The 19,242-nt window shown below is 39.7% G+C and carries 17 protein-coding genes and 1 tRNA gene; 6 read left to right on the top strand and 12 right to left on the bottom strand.

Going from position 1 to position 19,242, the window contains the following annotated elements; all coding sequences use genetic code 11:
* Window positions 1-8 precede the first annotated feature (8 nt).
* Window positions 9-1,139, top strand: a complete 1,131-nt coding sequence (locus BM015_RS08690) for an alpha/beta hydrolase (RefSeq protein WP_090657376.1) — start codon at window positions 9-11, stop codon at window positions 1,137-1,139.
* A gap of 14 nt (window positions 1,140-1,153) precedes the next feature.
* Here BM015_RS08690 and BM015_RS08685 read toward each other — a convergent pair whose 3' ends face one another.
* Window positions 1,154-2,053: a ribonuclease Z gene (locus BM015_RS08685; protein WP_177191855.1), complete on the bottom strand. Its 900-nt coding sequence runs from the start codon at window positions 2,051-2,053 to the stop codon at window positions 1,154-1,156.
* Window positions 2,054-2,174: 121 nt separating this feature from the next.
* On the bottom strand, window positions 2,175-4,451 hold the full coding sequence (locus BM015_RS08680; RefSeq protein ID WP_090657373.1) for an aconitate hydratase: 2,277 nt from the start codon (window positions 4,449-4,451) through the stop codon (window positions 2,175-2,177).
* A gap of 208 nt (window positions 4,452-4,659) precedes the next feature.
* Between BM015_RS08680 and BM015_RS08675 the strand changes: the two genes are divergently transcribed.
* On the top strand, window positions 4,660-4,881 hold the full coding sequence (locus BM015_RS08675; protein WP_090657371.1) for a PspC domain-containing protein: 222 nt from the start codon (window positions 4,660-4,662) through the stop codon (window positions 4,879-4,881).
* On the opposite strand, the gene kdsA is transcribed toward BM015_RS08675, so the two are convergent.
* Window positions 4,876-5,706: a 3-deoxy-8-phosphooctulonate synthase gene (kdsA, locus tag BM015_RS08670; RefSeq protein WP_090657369.1), complete on the bottom strand. Its 831-nt coding sequence runs from the start codon at window positions 5,704-5,706 to the stop codon at window positions 4,876-4,878. The two genes, BM015_RS08675 and kdsA, sit on opposite strands and share 6 nt — an antisense overlap.
* A gap of 66 nt (window positions 5,707-5,772) precedes the next feature.
* Between kdsA and BM015_RS08665 the strand changes: the two genes are divergently transcribed.
* Window positions 5,773-5,845, top strand: a tRNA-Thr gene (locus tag BM015_RS08665).
* 121 nt (window positions 5,846-5,966) lie between these two features.
* Here BM015_RS08665 and BM015_RS08660 read toward each other — a convergent pair.
* The 7 genes from BM015_RS08660 to BM015_RS08630 form a co-directional block, all read right to left on the bottom strand.
* A complete protein-coding gene (locus tag BM015_RS08660) occupies window positions 5,967-6,554 on the bottom strand; it encodes a DUF3109 family protein (RefSeq protein ID WP_090657367.1) in 588 nt (195 codons plus the stop codon).
* Between the two features lie 86 nt (window positions 6,555-6,640).
* The gene (gene gldD, locus BM015_RS08655) at window positions 6,641-7,270 is read right to left on the bottom strand and encodes a gliding motility lipoprotein GldD (protein ID WP_090657365.1); all 630 of its coding nucleotides are present in this window, start codon (window positions 7,268-7,270) and stop codon (window positions 6,641-6,643) included.
* A complete protein-coding gene (gene gldE, locus BM015_RS08650) occupies window positions 7,263-8,600 on the bottom strand; it encodes a gliding motility-associated protein GldE (RefSeq protein WP_245751316.1) in 1,338 nt (445 codons plus the stop codon). The genes gldD and gldE overlap by 8 nt, the downstream gene beginning before the upstream one ends.
* Window positions 8,601-8,659: 59 nt before the next feature.
* Entirely contained in the window at window positions 8,660-9,109 is a 450-nt protein-coding gene (locus tag BM015_RS08645; protein WP_090657363.1) for a single-stranded DNA-binding protein, read from the bottom strand.
* A 154-nt stretch (window positions 9,110-9,263) separates the two neighbouring features.
* Window positions 9,264-10,334 carry an A/G-specific adenine glycosylase gene (gene mutY, locus BM015_RS08640; RefSeq protein ID WP_090657361.1) on the bottom strand — a complete coding sequence of 357 codons (1,071 nt, stop codon included), beginning with the start codon at window positions 10,332-10,334 and terminating at the stop codon, window positions 9,264-9,266.
* A 15-nt stretch (window positions 10,335-10,349) separates the two neighbouring features.
* Window positions 10,350-11,093 carry an MBL fold metallo-hydrolase gene (locus tag BM015_RS08635; RefSeq protein ID WP_090657666.1) on the bottom strand — a complete coding sequence of 248 codons (744 nt, stop codon included), beginning with the start codon at window positions 11,091-11,093 and terminating at the stop codon, window positions 10,350-10,352.
* A gap of 75 nt (window positions 11,094-11,168) precedes the next feature.
* Window positions 11,169-11,834: a hypothetical protein gene (locus BM015_RS08630; protein ID WP_143075802.1), complete on the bottom strand. Its 666-nt coding sequence runs from the start codon at window positions 11,832-11,834 to the stop codon at window positions 11,169-11,171.
* A gap of 190 nt (window positions 11,835-12,024) precedes the next feature.
* Between BM015_RS08630 and BM015_RS08625 the strand changes: the two genes are divergently transcribed.
* Window positions 12,025-12,726: a CoA transferase subunit A gene (locus BM015_RS08625; protein ID WP_090657357.1), complete on the top strand. Its 702-nt coding sequence runs from the start codon at window positions 12,025-12,027 to the stop codon at window positions 12,724-12,726.
* 84 nt (window positions 12,727-12,810) lie between these two features.
* Window positions 12,811-13,467 (top strand): 3-oxoacid CoA-transferase subunit B, encoded by a 657-nt coding sequence (locus BM015_RS08620; RefSeq protein ID WP_090657664.1) that lies wholly within the window; start codon window positions 12,811-12,813, stop codon window positions 13,465-13,467.
* 63 nt (window positions 13,468-13,530) lie between these two features.
* Here BM015_RS08620 and BM015_RS08615 read toward each other — a convergent pair whose 3' ends face one another.
* Complete coding sequence (locus tag BM015_RS08615) at window positions 13,531-15,507, bottom strand: KUP/HAK/KT family potassium transporter (RefSeq protein WP_218148459.1); 1,977 nt, start codon at window positions 15,505-15,507, stop codon at window positions 13,531-13,533.
* Window positions 15,508-15,544: 37 nt separating this feature from the next.
* Entirely contained in the window at window positions 15,545-17,542 is a 1,998-nt protein-coding gene (locus BM015_RS08610; protein WP_090657353.1) for a KUP/HAK/KT family potassium transporter, read from the bottom strand.
* Between the two features lie 155 nt (window positions 17,543-17,697).
* On the opposite strand from BM015_RS08610, the gene BM015_RS08605 reads away from it, so the two are divergent.
* On the top strand, window positions 17,698-19,239 hold the full coding sequence (locus BM015_RS08605; RefSeq protein WP_143075801.1) for a hypothetical protein: 1,542 nt from the start codon (window positions 17,698-17,700) through the stop codon (window positions 19,237-19,239).
* Window positions 19,240-19,242 lie beyond the last annotated feature (3 nt).

Here is a 19,242-nt window from a genome sequence, read left to right as displayed (position 1 = left end):
TTGATAGTATGAAGTATTTGATTGGCGTTGTTGTTTTCACTTGCTGCACCAGTTATTTAAGAGCACAATACATGGTACGCATTGTTGTATCTTCTGTTGCAACAAAACCGCAGGATGAAGTTTTTATTGCAGGCAATTTTAATGACTGGAACCCTGCTGATATTAAATGGAAGCTTAAGCCTTTTGGCGGCAGCCGCCGTGTTATTGTAATGAATGTTGATACCGGGCATTACGAATTTAAGTTTACAAGAGGAAGCTGGGATAAAGTGGAAACAACTGCAAAAGGCGACGATATTGATAACCGGATGGCAAATGTAAAGGGCGATACAACCATCAATATTATCATTGCAGGATGGAAAGATGCGGCGCCTGAAAAACCTAAGCCTAACACGGCTTCAGCGAATGTGCATGTTATAGATACTGCTTTTTTTATGCCGCAGTTAAACCGCTACAGGCGTATATGGATTTATCTTCCGCCATCGTATAATAAATTAAAAACAAATACTTATCCTGTATTGTATATGCAGGATGGGCAAAATTTATTCAACGAACAAACAGCTTTTGCCGGTGAATGGGGTATTGATGAAACACTTGATTCAATGGCAAAGAAAGGTGGTAAAGAATGTATTGTTGTGGGCATTGATAACAGCAGCGATAAACGTATGAATGAATACAATCCTTATGACGATACGAAGTATGGAAAAGGAGAGGGGAAGCAATACCTTGAATTTATTGCAACAACATTAAAACCTTTTATTGATAAAAATTATCGCACACAAAAGGATGCACCGCACACATTTATTGCAGGCAGCAGCATGGGCGCGTTGATTTCTTTATATGCATTGGTGCAATATCCTGATGTGTTTGGCGGTGCAGGTGTTTTTTCTCCTTCATTCTGGTTAACGCCGCAACTTTATAATGATGTTGCGAATGTAAAATGGCAAAAAAAGTTTCGTATTTATTTATATGCCGGTGAAAAGGAAAGCGCTTCCATGATTCGCGACATGCAGAAAATGTACAACATTATTAAAGCGAAAAACTGTTGCGAGATGCAGGATGTTATTTTTTTTTTAGGCCAGCATAATGAAAAATACTGGCGGCAGGAATTTCCTGATTTTTACAGATGGCTGCTGCAATGAAATTATATAAGTACTTATATAATAAAAGTTTGCCCTTCCAGGGCTAACTGAGTATTGGGGAATACGGCTTGCGCCTCCGTTAAAAATTCATCAAGCGTTTCATAACTGCTGCTGAAATGGCCAATCAATAATTTTTTTACATTGGAAAGTTTTGCAAGCATGGCTGCCTGCTCCCCGGTTGAATGAAAACGGCTGGCTGCCTTTTCTGCTTTATCTTTCAAATAAGTGGCTTCGTGGTAAAGGAGGTCAATAGCTTTTACTTTTTCAGAGAGGCTTTCCGTATATATTGTATCGGCGCAGAACGCATAACTTTTGGGCGGCCTGTTTGCAAAAGTGAGGTCTTCATTTTTTATAAGATTGTCATTTACCATCACATCGCGGCCTTCTTTCAGTTGTTTGAACAATTCTACAGGCACATTGTGTCGTGTTGTTGCCTCAATATTTATTTTTCTTGGGCTCTTTTTCTCACGAAATAAAAATCCCCAGCAATCTATCCGGTGAAATACTTTAAAACACTCAACGGAGAATTTATCTTCATCCACAATTATCTCTTCTTTTTCCAGGAAATGAAAATGTAATTTATAGGGAAGAATGGTGCTTGCAACATTAAGCTGCATATCCAGAATATCTTTTAATGGTGCCGGCGCATATAAATGCAAATCGGTTACGCGGCCTAATAATCCATAACTCGTTATTAAACCCGGCAGGCCAAAATAATGATCGCCATGCAAATGAGAGATGAAGATATGATTGATGCGGCTGCGTTTAATTTTATACAGGTTCATTTGCATTTGAGTGCCTTCGCCGCAATCAATCAAAAGCAATTGATCGTTTAAACTTATTATCTGTGCTGTGGGGTGCCGGTTGTAAGCGGGCAATGCAGAATTATTTCCAAGAATGGTTACACCAAACATGATAACAAAGTAAACAATAATCCTAAAACATTTTTTACTATAATTCTATTTAAGTATTAAAACCATAAAAAAATGCCCGGTTGCCCGGGCATAATTGTTACCTACTAAATACATTAATAAGCTAAACTGCAGATGCATTAAATTTCTTACGTATAATATTCAATGCGGCGCCTGCCTTAAACCATTCAATTTGTTGTTCGTTATAGGTATGGTTTACTTCAATTGTTTCAGAAGTGCCATCGTTGTGATGAATTACAACATGCAACGGTACACCAGGTGCAAATGATGTTAAACCAACAATATCAAAAGTATCGTCTTCAAGAATCTTATCGTAATCATCTTTATTAGCGAATGTAAGGCCGAGCATTCCCTGTTTCTTCAGATTGGTTTCGTGAATGCGTGCAAAGCTTTTTACAAGAATGGCACGTACGCCCAGAAAACGCGGTTCCATGGCTGCATGCTCACGGGAGCTTCCTTCACCGTAGTTTTCATCGCCCACCACAATAGTATCTATACCTTCGGCTTTGTAAGTTCTTTGTGTTGCAGGAACGGAGCCGTATTCACCGGTTAATTGGTTCTTTACAGAATCAGTTTGATTATTAAAGAAGTTAATGGCGCCTATCAGCATGTTATTGGAAATGTTGTCCAAATGGCCGCGGAACTTTAACCACGGGCCTGCCATAGAAATGTGGTCTGTTGTACATTTCCCTTTTGCCTTTATTAATAGCTTCAGGCCTTTCAAATCTGTACCTTCCCATTCTTTGAAAGGTGCAAGCAATTGCAGCCTCTGCGAGTTCGGGTCAACTGCAACCTGTACGTTGCTGCCATCTTCTGCCGGCGCCTGGAAACCCGGATCATCTACTGCAAAACCTTTGGGCGGCAACTCGTATCCCTGTGGCTCATTCAACAATATTTCTTCGCCTTTATCATTCTTTAATTTATCTGTGAGTGGATTAAAGGCGATTGTGCCTGCTATAGCCATAGCGGTTACTACTTCGGGAGAAGCTACAAAAGCATGCGTTGATGCAAGACCATCATTACGCTTGGCAAAGTTTCTGTTGAAAGAAGTAATGATGGTATTTTTCCTGGATGGATCTTCTACGTGCCTTGCCCATTGACCGATGCATGGCCCGCAGGCATTTGCCAGCACAACACCGCCAACACTTTCAAAATCGTTGATAAAACCGTCCCTTTCTATAGTAAAACGAACCTGCTCTGAACCGGGCGTGATGGTAAACTCGCTGTTTGTCTTCAAACCTTTGCTTACCGCATCTTTTACAATAGAAGCAGAACGGCTGATGTCTTCATAAGAAGAATTGGTGCAACTGCCTATTAAAGCAACTTCCAGTTTTGCAGGCCAGCCATTTTTTTCAACTGCCTCTTTCATTTTTGAAATTGGTGTTGCAAGATCGGGAGTAAACGGTCCATTTACATACGGTTCCAGTGTGCTTAAATCTAATTCAAGTACCTGGTCGTAATATTTTTCAGGATTTGCATATACCTCAGCATCCGGACGCAAATGTTCTTTTATTCCATTTGCGAGCTCTGCGATATCAGCCCTTGCAGTTGATTTGAGGTAAGCTGACATTTTATCATCATAGGCAAATAAAGAGCAGGTGGCGCCTATTTCTGCACCCATATTACAAATAGTGCCTTTGCCGGTTGCGCTGAAACTATCGGCGCCTTCGCCGAAATATTCAACAATAGCGCCGGTGCCGCCTTTAACGGTTAACTGCCCGGCCACCCACAAAATAATATCCTTTGCACTCGTCCAGCCGCTCATTTTACCGGTAAGTTTTATACCAATGAGCTTAGGCCATTTTAATTCCCAGGGTAATCCTGCCATTACATCGCAGGCATCGGCGCCGCCAACGCCAATGGCTATCATACCAAGGCCGCCGGCATTGGGCGTATGGCTGTCGGTGCCAATCATCATACCACCGGGGAATGCATAATTTTCCAATACCACCTGGTGAATAATACCTGCACCGGGCTTCCAGAAACCAATGCCATATTTATCAGAAACAGAAGCGAGAAAGTCGTACACTTCTTTATTTACAGTAAGTGCATTGGCAAGATCTTCTTTAGCGCCAACTTTTGCCTGTATCAAATGGTCGCAATGCACAGTAGACGGCACGGCAACTTTGGGCCTGCCTGCCTGCATAAATTGTAAAAGCGCCATTTGTGCTGTTGCATCCTGCATGGCAACGCGGTCCGGTGCAAAATTTACATAATTTTTTCCGCGCTCAAATGCTTCAAGCGCTTGTTCAGGAGAAAGATGGGCGAATAAGATTTTTTCTGCTAAGGTTAATGGACGGTTAAGAACTTTTCGTGCTGCAGCAATTTTATCTGGTAACTGGCTGTACACTTTTTTAATCATTTCAATATCAAATGCCATGTGTGGTATATTTAAAAGATGCTTGAAAAACCTAAAGTACAAGGGAGTGACACAAGGGACGACGCCACAACGTATCAACTGCCGGCAAAAAAACAATATTTAGTAAGAACCGGGCAAATTTACATTTCAATACCGTAAAACAGAAATGAACAGTTAAAAAGAAAATATAATGCTTCTGAAGGAAAATTATTTTTTCTAAATTGCAAACATGTACAAACTTAAACAGCTTATTGAGTGGCGTGCGTTTGGCGTGTGCGAACCTTTAGGCGAAAGGCTTGGCATTTCTACCAGCCGCATACGCATGTGGTTTATTTATATTTCTTTTTTAACCATGGGCTCACCGATAATTGTTTATATGGTGATGGCTTTTTGGCTGAACATGAAGAAATATATCTTATCGGCGAGGAGAAACCCGCTTAAATATTTATAAGCTTACTACAGCTTTTCTCAGTTTCACCAGTTTTTCAAGCAGGTCTTCTATCAAGCTTAAATGAAGCATATTGGCGCCATCGCTTTTGGCTTTGGCAGGATTAGGATGCGTTTCTATAAACAGTCCATCCGCCCCGGTGGCAATAGCCGCTTTGGCTATGGTGCTAATTAATTGCGGGTTGCCGCCCGTAACGCCACTTGTTTGATTAGGTTGTTGAAGGCTATGCGTGCAATCCATCACAACGGGTACATTTTGTTCCTGCATCCAGGGGATGTTGCGATAATCAACCACCAAATCCTGGTAGCCGAAAGTTGTGCCGCGTTCAGTAAGTATAATTTTATTATTGCCGGTTGATTTAATTTTTTCAATCGCAAACTTCATAGACGGGCCGCTTAAAAACTGCCCTTTTTTTACATTCACAATTTTACCGGTATCTCCGGCTGCGAGCAACAAGTCTGTTTGCCTGCATAAAAAAGCCGGAATTTGCAATATGTCAATATATTTTGCAGCTTCTGCTGTTTCATCATGCGCATGTACATCGCTGGTTACCGGAAGGCCAAAATGCTTACCCGTTTTTTGTAAAAGATGCAAGGCATTATCATCGCCAATGCCTGTAAAAGAATTAGCGCTGGTGCGGTTGGCTTTGCGATAGCTTGATTTAAAAATATAGGGAATGCCCAACCTTTTGCATATGCCTGAAACTTTATCGGCAACCTCCATTAATAAATCTTCATCTTCTACAACACAGGGGCCTGCTATCAAAAAGAAATTATTTTCGTCGTATTGCTGATTGGCAAAGAGTTCTTTTAAAAATTCCGGTAACATGGCAACGAATGTACGACGCGATAATTTTTAATTTCTATTTTTGAGTTTTTATAAAGAAATCTATCAGCCAACTTAGCTCAGTTGGTAGAGCAGCACCCTCGTAATGTGCAGGTCGTCGGTTCAAGTCCGATAGTTGGCTCAAATGGTGAGTGGTGAGTATTTTTCGTGAATAGTCAATCGTGAAACGTGAATGCCGCAGATGTACAAATAATATCTGTGCATCTGTGGCAAATTCCCTGATAAAAAATATTTAACGGCAATTATTTATTTGCTTCAGCATATTGCGCTGCGGCTTCCAGCGCATTGTAAAATTCTTCCCCATATTTACGGATGATGGATTCCTTCAAAAAAATATACACGGGAACCTTCAGGTGTTTGCCCAGTTTACATGCGGCCCTGCATAAATCCGGGCGCGGTTCATAATTTAAATATTCAAGGTCTTCATCTTCCTTGCTTTTACTTACACGGATGGGAAAAAGATGGCAGCTTACTGGTTTTTTCCAACTGATTTTTCCTTCATTATAAGCTTTCTCAATACCACATTTTATTATGCCGTTCTCATCTTTGAAACCATAAGCGCACATACTACCTTTTATGGTTGGCGTAACCCATCCAAACTCTTTATCATATACATATTTACCATGCTCTTCAATGGATTGTATGCCGGCTTCGGTAAGATAGGGTTTTACAATTTCATAGCTGTGAATCAGTTCATCCAGCTCATTTAATTCCAGTGGCGCCCCGGCATCGCCATCTTCACAGCAGCCACCTTTGCATTTCACTAAATCGCAAACAAATTGCTTTTCCACAATTTCGTCGCTCACTAATTTGTTGTCTATTGCAATCATGTTATAAAATATCAAACGGCAAAATTAAAAGATAAACTTGTTTAATGGTTACACATTTATCGTTGTTCAACAAATCAATCAGTAAACTATTTCCAACGGAATGTATTAATCAGGTGCTTCATATCTTCCACAAGGAAATTATTTACAGGCCGCAAAGAATCCTGGTTAGGCGTGGCATTAAAATATAAAGCGCCTCTTATAAAATTTTTTGTTGAATCGGTTAAGAAAAACTGGTCAGCCGTTGCAACATCTCCTTCAACCTTAAAAAAAGTTCCATGAACATTATTGGAAATATTCATGATTGAATCATCAATAAAGGATGCTTTTATGGAATGTTTGTTGGTAAGATTATATGCATCATTAAGCAGGCTGTCCAGTTTATATTGCCCGATAATTTTATAGCTTAAATATATGCGGGCATTGAATTGAGGAAAATCCACATTAACCCACCACGGGTTTTCTGTGGAAGAATCAAAAAAGGTAGTGTCTTTTATTACGTTTGCATAAACCGGGTATTCAAACGTGTATGGATAGCCGGGCTTATTAAATTCCTGGTATTTTTTTTCAGGAAAATTAATTTTAAAATAGCCGGTTGGCTTTGGTATGTAAGGCGAATTGCAGCTAAAGAAAACAAAAAGCAGGAAAAAGACTAATAACGGTTGACGGTTGACCGATGACCGTTGACCGTTGACTGTTGACCGTTTTACCCTAATCATCCTGTGGCTTAATAGTGATTTTAATTTTTTGCAAACGGTTCTTATTAATTTCCAGGACAATAAATTCAAAATCGCCGCTGGTAATAACCTGGTTTTGCTGCGGAATTTCACCGGCTATTTCAAGCACAAGCCCTGCAAGTGAATCGCTTTCTCCTTTTACGGGATCGAATGTATTTGGCGGAAGCTGCATAATGCGGCAGGCATCATAAATCATTATACTGCCTTCAAAAATATAGTTATTGTCGTCAACCCTGGTATATTCAATATCTTCTTCATCAAACTCGTCATGTATATCTCCAATTACTTCTTCCAAAATATCCTCGAGCGTTACAATACCGCTGGTGCCGCCAAATTCGTCCACCACAACGGCAAAATGAATGCGCTTTTGCTGAAATTCATGCAGCAGGTCATCAATCAGTTTATGGCTATGCACAAAAGCAATGGGCCTGAGTAAACTGTGCCAGTCAAAATCATCTGCATTATTTAAGTGCTGCAATAAATCTTTTGTATTTATCAGGCCAACAATTTCATCAAGGTTGTTTTTATATACAGGCAGCCGGCTGTAATGCAGTTCTTCCACCTGCTTTAATAAATCGCTGAACGATGTATTATATTCTATGCCGTTTACATGCAGCCTTGTGCGCATTATTTGCTTTACGGCAATGTTGCCAAATTTTACTATGCCTTTAAGTATATTTTTTTCTTTTTCAGATGCTGCATTGTTGGTTGTTATATCAATAGCATGGTCAAGTTCCTGCATGCTGTACCGGGATTTGTTTTTATCGGAGAGCTTCTTTTCTATAACATCTGAATATTTAAGCATCCAGTTGCCCATGCCATGAAAAAGATAATAAATGCCTTCGGTAAGCAGGCCGAAATTTTTAAGAAACCTGATGTTATTCTGGTTAGCATATATCTTGGGAATAACTTCGCAGAACAATATAATAATGGCCAAAACAATAACCAGTTTGGTTAAAAACTGAACAATAAAAGCAGGCGGGTTATTTAACTGAAATGCAATATCAAGCAATTGGTTTGATATAATGATAATTGCAATGTTGGAAAAAATATTTGCAATTAATAAGGAAGCGAGCAGGCCTTTGGGGTCTTCAAGTAAATCTACAATGCGTTTGTAATAGGGCTGTTCTTTTGTTTTAAGAAGATTAATTTCTTTAAAGTTAAGAGAGAAAAATGCCACCTCGGCACCCGATACAACAAATGACAATAACATACATGCAATAAGTAAAAAAACAAGTACGGTGGTTGCCTGCGAATCAATAATGGCATGTTGTATCTGCAAAAATGAAAATAGCGGCGATGGAATTTCCAAATTATAAAGTTTTCGTTACGATGCTTTACATCAATCTTATATAACTTCCTGCAAAATACTTAAAAGGGTAATGTGCCGGTTGGTTCATCATCCGCCGGCGAATCATTATTTGAATTAAAATCTTCCAGATTTTCTGTGTCGTGAGGTAAAGGTGTAGTAAAGCTATTACCGCCATCACTTCGTTTATCAAGCATTATTAAGTTATCAGCAACAATTTCTGTTGCAAATTTTTTATTACCATCCCTGTCTTCCCAGCTGCGTGTGCGCAGGCGCCCTTCTACATAAATAAGGCTTCCTTTGTGAAGGTATTTTTGTGCGAGTTCTGCAAGGCCTCTCCACAATACTATAATATGCCATTCTGTTTGTGAAATAAGTTTGCCATTTTTGTCTTTGTGTGTTTCTGTGGTAGCAAGCGGAAATTTTGCTACGCTGATGTTTTTTTCAAGGCACTGCAATTCCGGATCTTTGCCCAGGTTCCCAATCAGCATTACTCTGTTTACTCCTCGCATAAGATTAAATTTAGTTCAGCGTAATAAATTAATGAATCTAAAAGTACAGAAAAAGTAAATAATGCAGAAGCAGTTAAACCTCAATAAATTTTTATATGCGAATTCAAAATGCTTTTACAGTTTACATAAATTCTGCATGTATTGTTGGTTTGTTCTACAAAAACTGCAATTGAAGGTTTGTTTTACCTGTAAATTGATGTATGAATTGCGGAAAGGCTTTATGCTTTATTTCTTTTTTACTGAGCCAGGCGCCTTTTAACGCTGATGGCAGCGTTTTAGGTTCAATGAGAATAAAATATCCGTGAATAACCTGGTGTGTAAGCACCTGTTTTTTTGCCGGAATAATTACGGTTTCCTTTGAAGGAAAGATGTTTTTTTTATGCAGCCAGTGTTTTATTTTTTGATGGTTCCATGCGGGATCGGTTAAAGTTTCTTCGAGATAAAATTCATAAAGGTTTTGCCAGATGTCTTTTGCTGTTCTCTGCTGCACAAAAGTTTTATCCTTATATGAAAAAACGAAATAAGTAAACCATCTTTCCTTTTTCCTGATGCTTTTTTCTTTTACCGGTAAAATGCCAACCTTGTTTGTGTTGAAAGCTATGCAGTTCTTTTGAAGCGGGCATTGCCTGCATACCGGAACAGGCTTGCACACAGTGGCGCCAAAATCCATAATGGATTGATTGTATTCGCCGGGGCCGGCTGCATCAAGGCATTCCTGTGCCAGTTTTGAAAAAAGCTTTTTGCCCTCAGTAGAATCGATTGGATTTTCAATACCAAAAAATCTTGAAAGCACACGAAGCACATTGCCATCAACCACAGCATAAGGCTGGTTAAAACAAAAAGACGCAATGGCTGCGGCTGTATAGTTTCCTATACCTTTTAAATTTAAAATTGCATTATAATCAGATGGAAACCTGCCGTTGTAATTATCTCTTACAACCCTTGCAGTATGCAATAAATTACGGCAACGCGTATAATATCCGAGGCCTTCCCAAAGTTTAAAAACGGCTTCATCTTTTGCATTGGCCAATTGAATAACCGTAGGATATTGCTGAATAAATTTTTCGTAATAATTCCATCCCTGCTCCACCCTTGTTTGCTGTAAAATTATTTCGCTCAGCCAAACTTTATAAGCATCTTTTTCGCCTTTCCATGGCATGGCTCTTTTATTTTCTCCATAATGCCATTTCAATAATAACTCCCTGAACAATTTCTTTTGCTTCATATTATGCTGCACACATTACCGGCCAACCGTTACAGGCGTTTTTACATCGTGATAAAACAAAAACAACCATCCTTCTTTGTTGCCTTCTTCCCACCATTGCCGGCGCAGCTCCATTGCTTTTTTGCCATCGTAATCATATTTGGCAACAAACCTGTGCTTCATTTGCTGCAATTGCGGCGCATCATCAGCACCAAAAAAAACGGTTTCATCTCCTTCTTTGATCCAGAAAACCTGGTGGTGCGGGCTGTGTGCGCCGGTTATTTTATAATGAATATAGCCGTCAATATTCCCTTCATTCTCATTTAAAAAAACAACCTGCGAATTATTTTCAAGAATAGAAATTTCTTCCGTCATAAATGAAGGAAAGCCCGTGCTCATTGCAAAGTTGTACTCTGCCTGCTGCACATAATAAACAGCATTGGGAAAAGAGAGGTGATAATGGCCGAGGTTGTCTTTATAACTTATGCCGCCGGCGTGGTCTTTATGCAAATGCGATAATAAAACTTTGGTTATATCTCCCGGCTTTATGTCTTGCTCTTCAAGGTTTTTGTGCAGTTGCATCTGGTGGTTTTGCATAAAACCTAGGCCGGTATCAAGCAGCAATATGTCTTTTTCTGTTATTACTATAAAAGGCTGCACTTCAACCAGCAGGCTGCCGGTGCTTCTTGCCTGCAATTCATCTTTTTCTTTATCAAAAGGAATAAAAATTTTAGACTTGTCAATTGTAAATTCACCTTCGCTTAGCGGGATTATCTGCATGCCGCAAATTAATAAAACCCTCTGCATTTCAATGCAAGGGTTAAAATTGTAAGAATATATAATTAAATAGGGAAGTTATTGCCGCTGCCTGCTAAGTTTGATTATAGCAATGCCGCTTATTATTGTATGCTGATCTATGCCGGCAATATTTTCAACAGTATCTTTTTTTATCGGCTGTATAAATGTAAGCACATCTCCTTTCAGGTCCAGTTTAGCTGCAGAAGATTTAACCTGGTATTTTGAGCCGGATACGTTGGAAAAGCCACCCTTTCTGAAAAATATGGAGTCTTCGGTTGTCATCCAGTACGGCGTATAGGAATCTGTGGCAGGAAACGTGGTTTCATAAGGCGTAAATAGGGAATCTAATAAAACATTGTTATGATACCTGTATGTTTTGATTGTGCTGGAAACTTTATAAGTGAGGCCTGTACAATTCATGGAGGTGTCGCTTATTACAATTGAACCCGCATTGTCTGTAGAAAGATAATCTAAAAAAGTTTCCACTCTTTGGTTAATATTTCCTGTTATTGTTTCGGATGAACTTTTGGTTTTTGCTTCCATTGAAACAAACTGCCATGTTCCCACAATAGAATTATCAATGGAAGTATCGCCGTCGTTATTTGTACCGGTTGTATCAGTAACAGGAGGAGGCGTTGTTGTAGTTGTTTTAATTAACTCCTTCTGGCAGGATAAAGTATAAAAAGATATGAATAATAATAAGAGGTAAAGTTTTAATTTCATAGTGATACGGTTTTGGAATTTATACAAAAATATAAGTTGGTAATCTTTTATGCCGGCCAACTCTGTGAACGTTGGAAATTTGTTGGTGAACGATTGCTTTCAGGCTCTTAAGGCATTCCTCCGTTTTACCGGCATTGTTTTTTGCTATGAAGCGAGAGTTTTACCTTGCATTATCTAACATTGCTCATATATGAAAAAAGTTTTTGATGATGCGGCTGCTGCCATATCCGATATTAAAGATGGCGCCACTATTATGTTTGGCGGTTTTGGCCTTTGCGGTATTCCCGAAAATTTGATTGCTGCTTTAAAAAAGAAAGATGTAAAACAATTAACCTGTATATCCAACAATGCGGGCGTTGACGATTTTGGCCTGGGCCTGCTGCTTAAAACAAAACAAATAAAAAAGATGATGAGCAGCTATGTTGGTGAAAATGCAGAATTTGAAAGACAATTACTGTCCGGCGAACTGGAAGTCGACCTTATTCCGCAGGGCACACTGGCTACGCGCATACAAATGGCCGGCATGGGTATTCCTGCTTTTTTTACGCCTGCAGGTTATGGTACCGAAGTGGCGGAAGGTAAAGAAGTGCGTGTGTTTAATAACAAACATTATCTTATGGAATATGCCCTGCATGCAGACTATGCTTTTGTGAAAGCCTGGAAAGGCGATGCAATGGGTAACCTTGTTTTCAATAAAACCACAAGAAATTTTTCTACTTCAATGGCTAAAGCCGGTAATATTACAATTGCGGAAGTGGAAGAGCTGGTGGAACCTGGCGAGCTTGACCCTGATCATATTAATGTTGCGGGCATTTATGTGCACCGCATATTCCAGGGCAGTAATTATGAAAAGCGCATTGAAAGAAGAACGGTGAAGATAGAAGGTCCGTAAATCGTCAGTTGTCAATTCTAAATGCAGGAGCGCGAATTATTGCAGATCATCATTCATCAAATCAGAAATTATACATTAAAAATTATGGCCTTAGATAAATATGGTATAGCAAAACGCATTGCCGCAGAACTGAAAGATGGCATGTATGTAAACCTGGGTATTGGCATTCCCACTCTCGTTTCCAATTTTATTCCCGAAGGGGTAACAGTGGTATTGCAAAGTGAGAACGGTATTTTAGGCATGGGGCCTTATCCTTCCGCGGAAAATATAGATGCCGACCTGATTAATGCCGGAAAGGAAACGGTAACCGTAATTAAAGGTGGGGCTTTTTTTGACAGTGCAGAAAGTTTTGGAATGATACGCGCCGGTAAAATTGACCTTACAGTTTTGGGCGCAATGGAAGTAAGCGAAAAAGGCGATATAGCCAACTGGAAAATACCCGGTAAAATGGTAAAAGGCATGGGCGGTGCAATGGATTTGGTGGCCAGCGCAAAAAATATAATTGTCGCCATGCAGCATACAAACCCAAAGGAGGAAAGCAAACTTTTATCAAAGTGTTCTTTGCCTTTAACCGGCCTTGCATGTGTAAAAAAAGTGGTTACTGAACTTGCCGTTATTGATATTACACCTGAAGGTTTTTTGTTGAAAGAACTTGCGCCCGGGGTAAGCGTGGAAGAAGTGAAAACTAAAACCGCCGGCAAACTGCTGATTGATAATAATGTAAGGGAAATGGTTATTTAATGCACAACCTGAACATTGCGTATTGAGCATTGATTATTTTAAAAATATTCCTGCTGCCAATCATCAATCATGCCCGGTTTCAATTCTTTCAAGCTTTAATGGCGGCGTTGGTGAAACTATCAATGGGAATTTTTCAATGGTTACAGAACTGGGGTCGAGGCCAAAGCCTTTTTCCTCGCTCAGGCTTAAGTCTTTCAGCCAAAGATGAAATTTCATAATCAGCTTTTCATAAAAAGGCAGGTCGTTATCGTTGCTGAGAAATTTTTCCATCACAATAAACTGGAAATCGCCCACTATATTATTTTTCTCAAGGCTTTCATAACGGCTGGTAATATTCACTTCCTTATTATTTACCAGTTCTTCCAGCACTTTCCTGAACATGAGGTTAACCCTCTGCTGCACACGAAACCCTAAACGAAATTCAATGCGGATAATATCGTTGGGAATTATATGCTCAACATAATAATCGCAGGTATAAGGATCGTCAAGTGTATCTATATGCACGAGCCAGTAAATATCTGCACGCTTGGGTTTTTTATTAAGAATGGAATAGATGATTTTATGTTCAATTTCTTTATGATTGTCGGCGCTGGTTAAATACACCAGGTGCGTTGCATATTTAGGAATTGATTTATCGTTGCTCAATTCCTGTATTAAGGGAATATAATGTTCAAGCTTTACAAATTCCACATACCTGTTCTTTATTTTCCGGCTTCTGTACCACGTGTACATCACAAGAAATAATAAACCGCCCACCAATAATGTTACATAACCGCCATGCGGGAATTTTTGAAGGTTGGCTGTTAAAAAGGAAAGTTCGATGGTAAGATAAACAGAAAGATATAGCACTATCCAGAAATTGCCAGCCTTTTTCATTGCTATATAATTAGCAAAAAGAATAGAAGTACTTATCATGCATATAGTGATGGCAAGCCCGTAAGCAGCTTCCATATTGCCCGATTTCTGAAAATGTAAAACAATGCCCGTGCAGCCAATAAATAATAATGTATTAATGCCCGGAATAAATACCTGGCCTTTTGCATCGGTGGGATAAGATATTTTCATCTTAGGCCAAAGGTTTAATCTTTGCGCTTCTGCTATTAAGGTAAAAGAACCCGAAATAAGCGCCTGGCTTGCAATAACGGCGGCAATTATGGCTATAACAATCCCCGTCATTCTAAACCAATGCGGCATTATTCCAAAAAAAGCATTAAAAGATTCGGCAAGGTTCCCGCTTATTTCAATGCCTTTATAATTAGCCAGCAGCCATGCGCCCTGCCCCATATAATTTAAAATAAGGCAGGTTTTTACAAATATCCACGATATGCGGATATTCCTGCGGCCGCAGTGGCCCATGTCAGAATACAGGGCTTCCGCGCCTGTGGTGCACAGGAAAACAGAACCCAATATCCAGAAACCTTCAGGGTAAGTTGTAAGGAGCTCAATGGCATAATGCGGGCTAAAAGCCCTGAAAATATGAAAGTCATCTGCTACATGCAATATGCCCAAAGCGCCCAGCATAATAAACCATATAGCCATAAGTGGCCCGAATAATTTAGCGATTGAAAGCGTGCCAAACTGCTGCACAAAAAATAAAGCTGCCAGTATTACCAATACAACTATTACAATGGTGCTTCTTGTTATTTCTTCAAAAAAAGGAATTTGCCTTAAGCCTTCAACGGCTGCGGTAATTGAAATGGGCGGCGTGAGAATACCGTCTGCCAGCAGTGCGGCGCCGCCAATCATCGCCGGTAAAACAAGCCATTTTTTTCGCCTTCTTACCAATGCATATAAGCCGAAAATACCACCCTCGCCTTTATTATCGGCTTTTAAAGTAAGTATTACATATTTAACGGTGGTTTGAAGTGTAAGTGTCCATATAATGCAGGACAAAGAACCCAGCACCAGGCTTTCGCTTATAACCTTTCCATTCACAATGGCATTGAGTACGTAAAGCGGGGAAGTGCCTATGTCGCCATAGATAATTCCCAGTGCTATTAATATGCCGGCGGCTGTAACCCGGTTGATGTATTTGCTCACATTCAAAAGTTAAATCCAATAATTACAGCAGGCAACGTTACGAGGTTTTTTCGTCAATCGGTTCATCAAAAATCCTTCGTAAAGATATTTGGGGAACCTGTGAAATCATTAAAGGGAATTTTTCAACCGTTACAAAACTGGGGTCGAGCCCAAAACCTCTTTCTTCGCTCAGGCTCGCTTCTTTAAGCCAGAAGTGCAGTTTCATAATTATCTTTTCAAAGAAAGGCAATTCATTGTCTTGTGAAAGATATTTTTCCATCACAATAAACTGGAAATCGCCCACCACATTATTTCGTTCCAGGCTTTCGTAGCGGCTCGTAATATTCACTTCGTTATTATTTACCAAATCTTCTACGACTTTTCTGAACATGAGGTTTATTTTTTGCTGCACCCTGAAACCGAGACGGAATTCAACCCGGATAATATCGTTGGGGATAATGTGGTCAACAATATATTCGCAGGTGTAAGGATCGTCAACCGTGTCAACATGCACAAACCAGTAAATATCGGCGCGCTTGGGTTTTTTATTCAGGATGGAATAGATGATCTTATGCTCAATTTCTTTGGGGTTGCCGGCGCTCGTCATGTAAACAAGGTGCGTGGCATATTTGGGCACAGATTTATCATTGCTTAATTCCTGGATCATGGGAATATAATGTTCCAGCCGCACAAATTCCACATACCTGTTCTTAATCTTGCGGCTCCTGTACCACACATACATAATAATGAAATTCACGGCGGCAATCAGCATGGTTATATAGCCGCCTTCGAGAAATTTGTGCGATAAGGCGGCGAGAAAAGTTAGTTCAACAATGAGGTAGAAGATAAGAAAAACATATATCCAGAAAGCCTTTACCCTGTGCAGCACCAAAAAGTTGGCAAACAATATGGTTGTGGCAATCATGGTTATAATAATAGCCAGGCCGTAAGCAGCTTCCATTTTTGATGATTCCCTGAAATACAAAACAACGCCCGTGCAGCCCAGGAACATTAGCAGGTTCATAGCAGGAATGAATAACTGGCCTTTTGCTTCAGAAGGGTATTTCACTTTCAGTTTGGGCCATAAATTTAGGCGCAGCGCTTCGCCGATTAATGTAAACGAACCAGCAATCATTGCCTGGCTTGCAATTATGGCGGCGCTGGTTGCTATTATCACGCCGATTATTACAAACCAGTCAGGCATAAGGTCGTAAAATGCATTCAGGTGCAGCTGTTCCTTCACGGAAGAAGTAATCGTCATGCCTGTTCTGTGAGCAAGCAGGTAAGAACCCTGACCTATATAGTTAATTATAAGGCAGGCTTTTACATAAATCCACGAAACACGGATATTGCTGCGGCCGCAGTGCCCCAAATCGCTGTAAAGCGCCTCGCCGCCCGTTGTACAGAGAAATACAGCGCCCAATAAAATAAAAGCGCCTTTATAATTCACCAGGAAATGAACCGCGTAATATGGGTTAATGGCTTTAAAAATACTCAAATCGTCCATTAAATGTATGCAGCCTAAAATTGCAATCATGGTAAACCATATAAGCATGATAGGGCCAAACATTTTGCCTATTGAGCTGGTGCCGAATTGTTGTAAAAAGAAAAATACCACCAGTATAGAAAGCACTATATACACAATGGTATCCGTTGAAATATTATGAAAAGCAGGAATGTTTTTTAATCCTTCAATAGCAGATGTAATTGAAATTGGCGGCGTAATAATACCGTCTGCCAGCAATGCAGCCCCACCTATTATTGCGGGAATTACCAGCCATTTGCGCCGTCGCCTCACCAGGGCATACAAGGCAAAAGTGCCGCCTTCGCCCTTGTTGTCGGCACGCAAAATAAGCATCACATATTTTATGGTTGTTTGAACGGTTATTGTCCATATTATACATGAAAGGCTGCCAATTACAAGGTCTTCAGTTACCTGCCTGCCAAAAATGATTGAATTGAAAACATAAAGAGGTGAGGTGCCTATGTCTCCATAAATTATTCCTAAAGCTATAAGTAAACCGGCTGCGGAAACTTTATTAATGCTTTTGCTCACTTAGAAGTATAAGGTGATTATTCATTTATTTCATCACAAATGTATAATGAAATAATTTGAAGCCCGTTATATATGAGGGCTGAAAATTTTTAGCCTTTAATTTAAATATCCGATTTTTTTTAAGCCTTACATTTGTTAGTATTAAAGTTTTGAAATTGATGATCCGAAAATATATTACCGGTCTTGTTGCAATGGTTGCTTTTTCTTTTGTTGTAAACGCGCAGGAAATAACCTATTCCCTGCCCGACAGGGATGATGTGCGTTCTGTTAATTTTGATATTATTGGCAAAATAGGCAACAGGTACCTTGTATTTAAGCAAGTGCGGTCAACCTATAATATTGCTGTTTATGATGATGATATGAAGCTTGTGGATAAGCCTAAGATGGATTTTCTGCCAGACAGGCTTATTAATTCCGACATTATTGCATACAGGGATTATTTCTATTTTATATATCAATTCCAAAAAAGAAATATAGTGTATTGCACCGCTGCAAAAATGAACAGCGAAGGCAAACTAATTGGAGACCCGGTTATTTTAGACACTACCGCAATTAACTTCTTTGCCAATAATAAAATCTATAATATTATTTATAGTGAAGACAAGCAAAAGATCTGTGTTTATAAAATAAACAGTAAGAACGAAACCAATTATTTATTTAACCGCAGCCTTTTTGATGCCTCGCTCAACCTGCTTAATAAAGATGAGGCGCACATTGCTATAAGGCCGCGTGTTGATTTTCTCACAGAATTTGCTTTGGGTAACAACGGGTGGATGGTTTTTGTAAAAGCTTCCGGCAGCGCTGCCAATAACGACAACGGTTCCATACAAAATATGACGCTGATGATGAAACCGCCGAATTATGACAGCATTTCCATTTACCCGATTGATATGCCTAAAGTTTTCCTGGATGATATAAGGGTTAAGGTAGATAATGTGAATGAGCATGTTTTGATTGCAGCTTTTTATACAAAACAAAAGCGCGGCAATGTTGACGGCATGTATTGCGCTTTGTGGAGCCGGCATACGGATTCGTTTTTAAATACCAACCTGCTGGAATTTAATGATCAGCTAAAAAGCAACGCAAAAAGCGAAGGCTCCACACGTGCTGCATTTAATGATTACTTCCTGCAAAATATCATATTAAGGAAAGATGGCGGTTTTGCCGTGCTCTCAGAAGCTGCTTATTCTTCAAGCCGCGGCGTTTATAATAACCGCTGGAATTATATGTATGGCAGCCCATATTGGGGCAGTTCAAATTATTATTTATATGGCAGCCCTTTTGGTTATTATTCTTATCCGTGGATGAGCCCTTATGGTTTTGGCGGCCCGCAGATAAACCGTTATTATGCAGACAATATAGCTGTACTTTCTTTTGATTCCACGGCTGCAATGGAATGGGCCAGCATAGTGCCAAAATTGCAATACGACGATAATACGGATAACTTTATAGGGTACGGCACATTCATTACTTCCAATGGAATAAACTTTCTTTTCAATCAATTTGAAAAAAGAACATTATTGTTGCAGGCACAAAGCATAGATCCGCAGGGGAAAAGGGTGGAAGCGCCTACGCTCAAAAGCCTTGACAGAGGTTACCAGTTTATGCCTCGGTATTTAAAACAAATTGGCAGCCATTCAGTTTTAGTCCCTTGTCAATACAGAAATTATCTTTGCTTTGCCAAAATTGAATTTTAAGCA

Source organism: Parafilimonas terrae (genome assembly GCF_900115755.1).
In the GTDB taxonomy this organism is placed as follows: domain Bacteria; phylum Bacteroidota; class Bacteroidia; order Chitinophagales; family Chitinophagaceae; genus Parafilimonas; species Parafilimonas terrae.
Note: the sequence above shows the minus strand (reverse complement) of the source record. Positions and strands in the feature narration are given on the sequence as shown.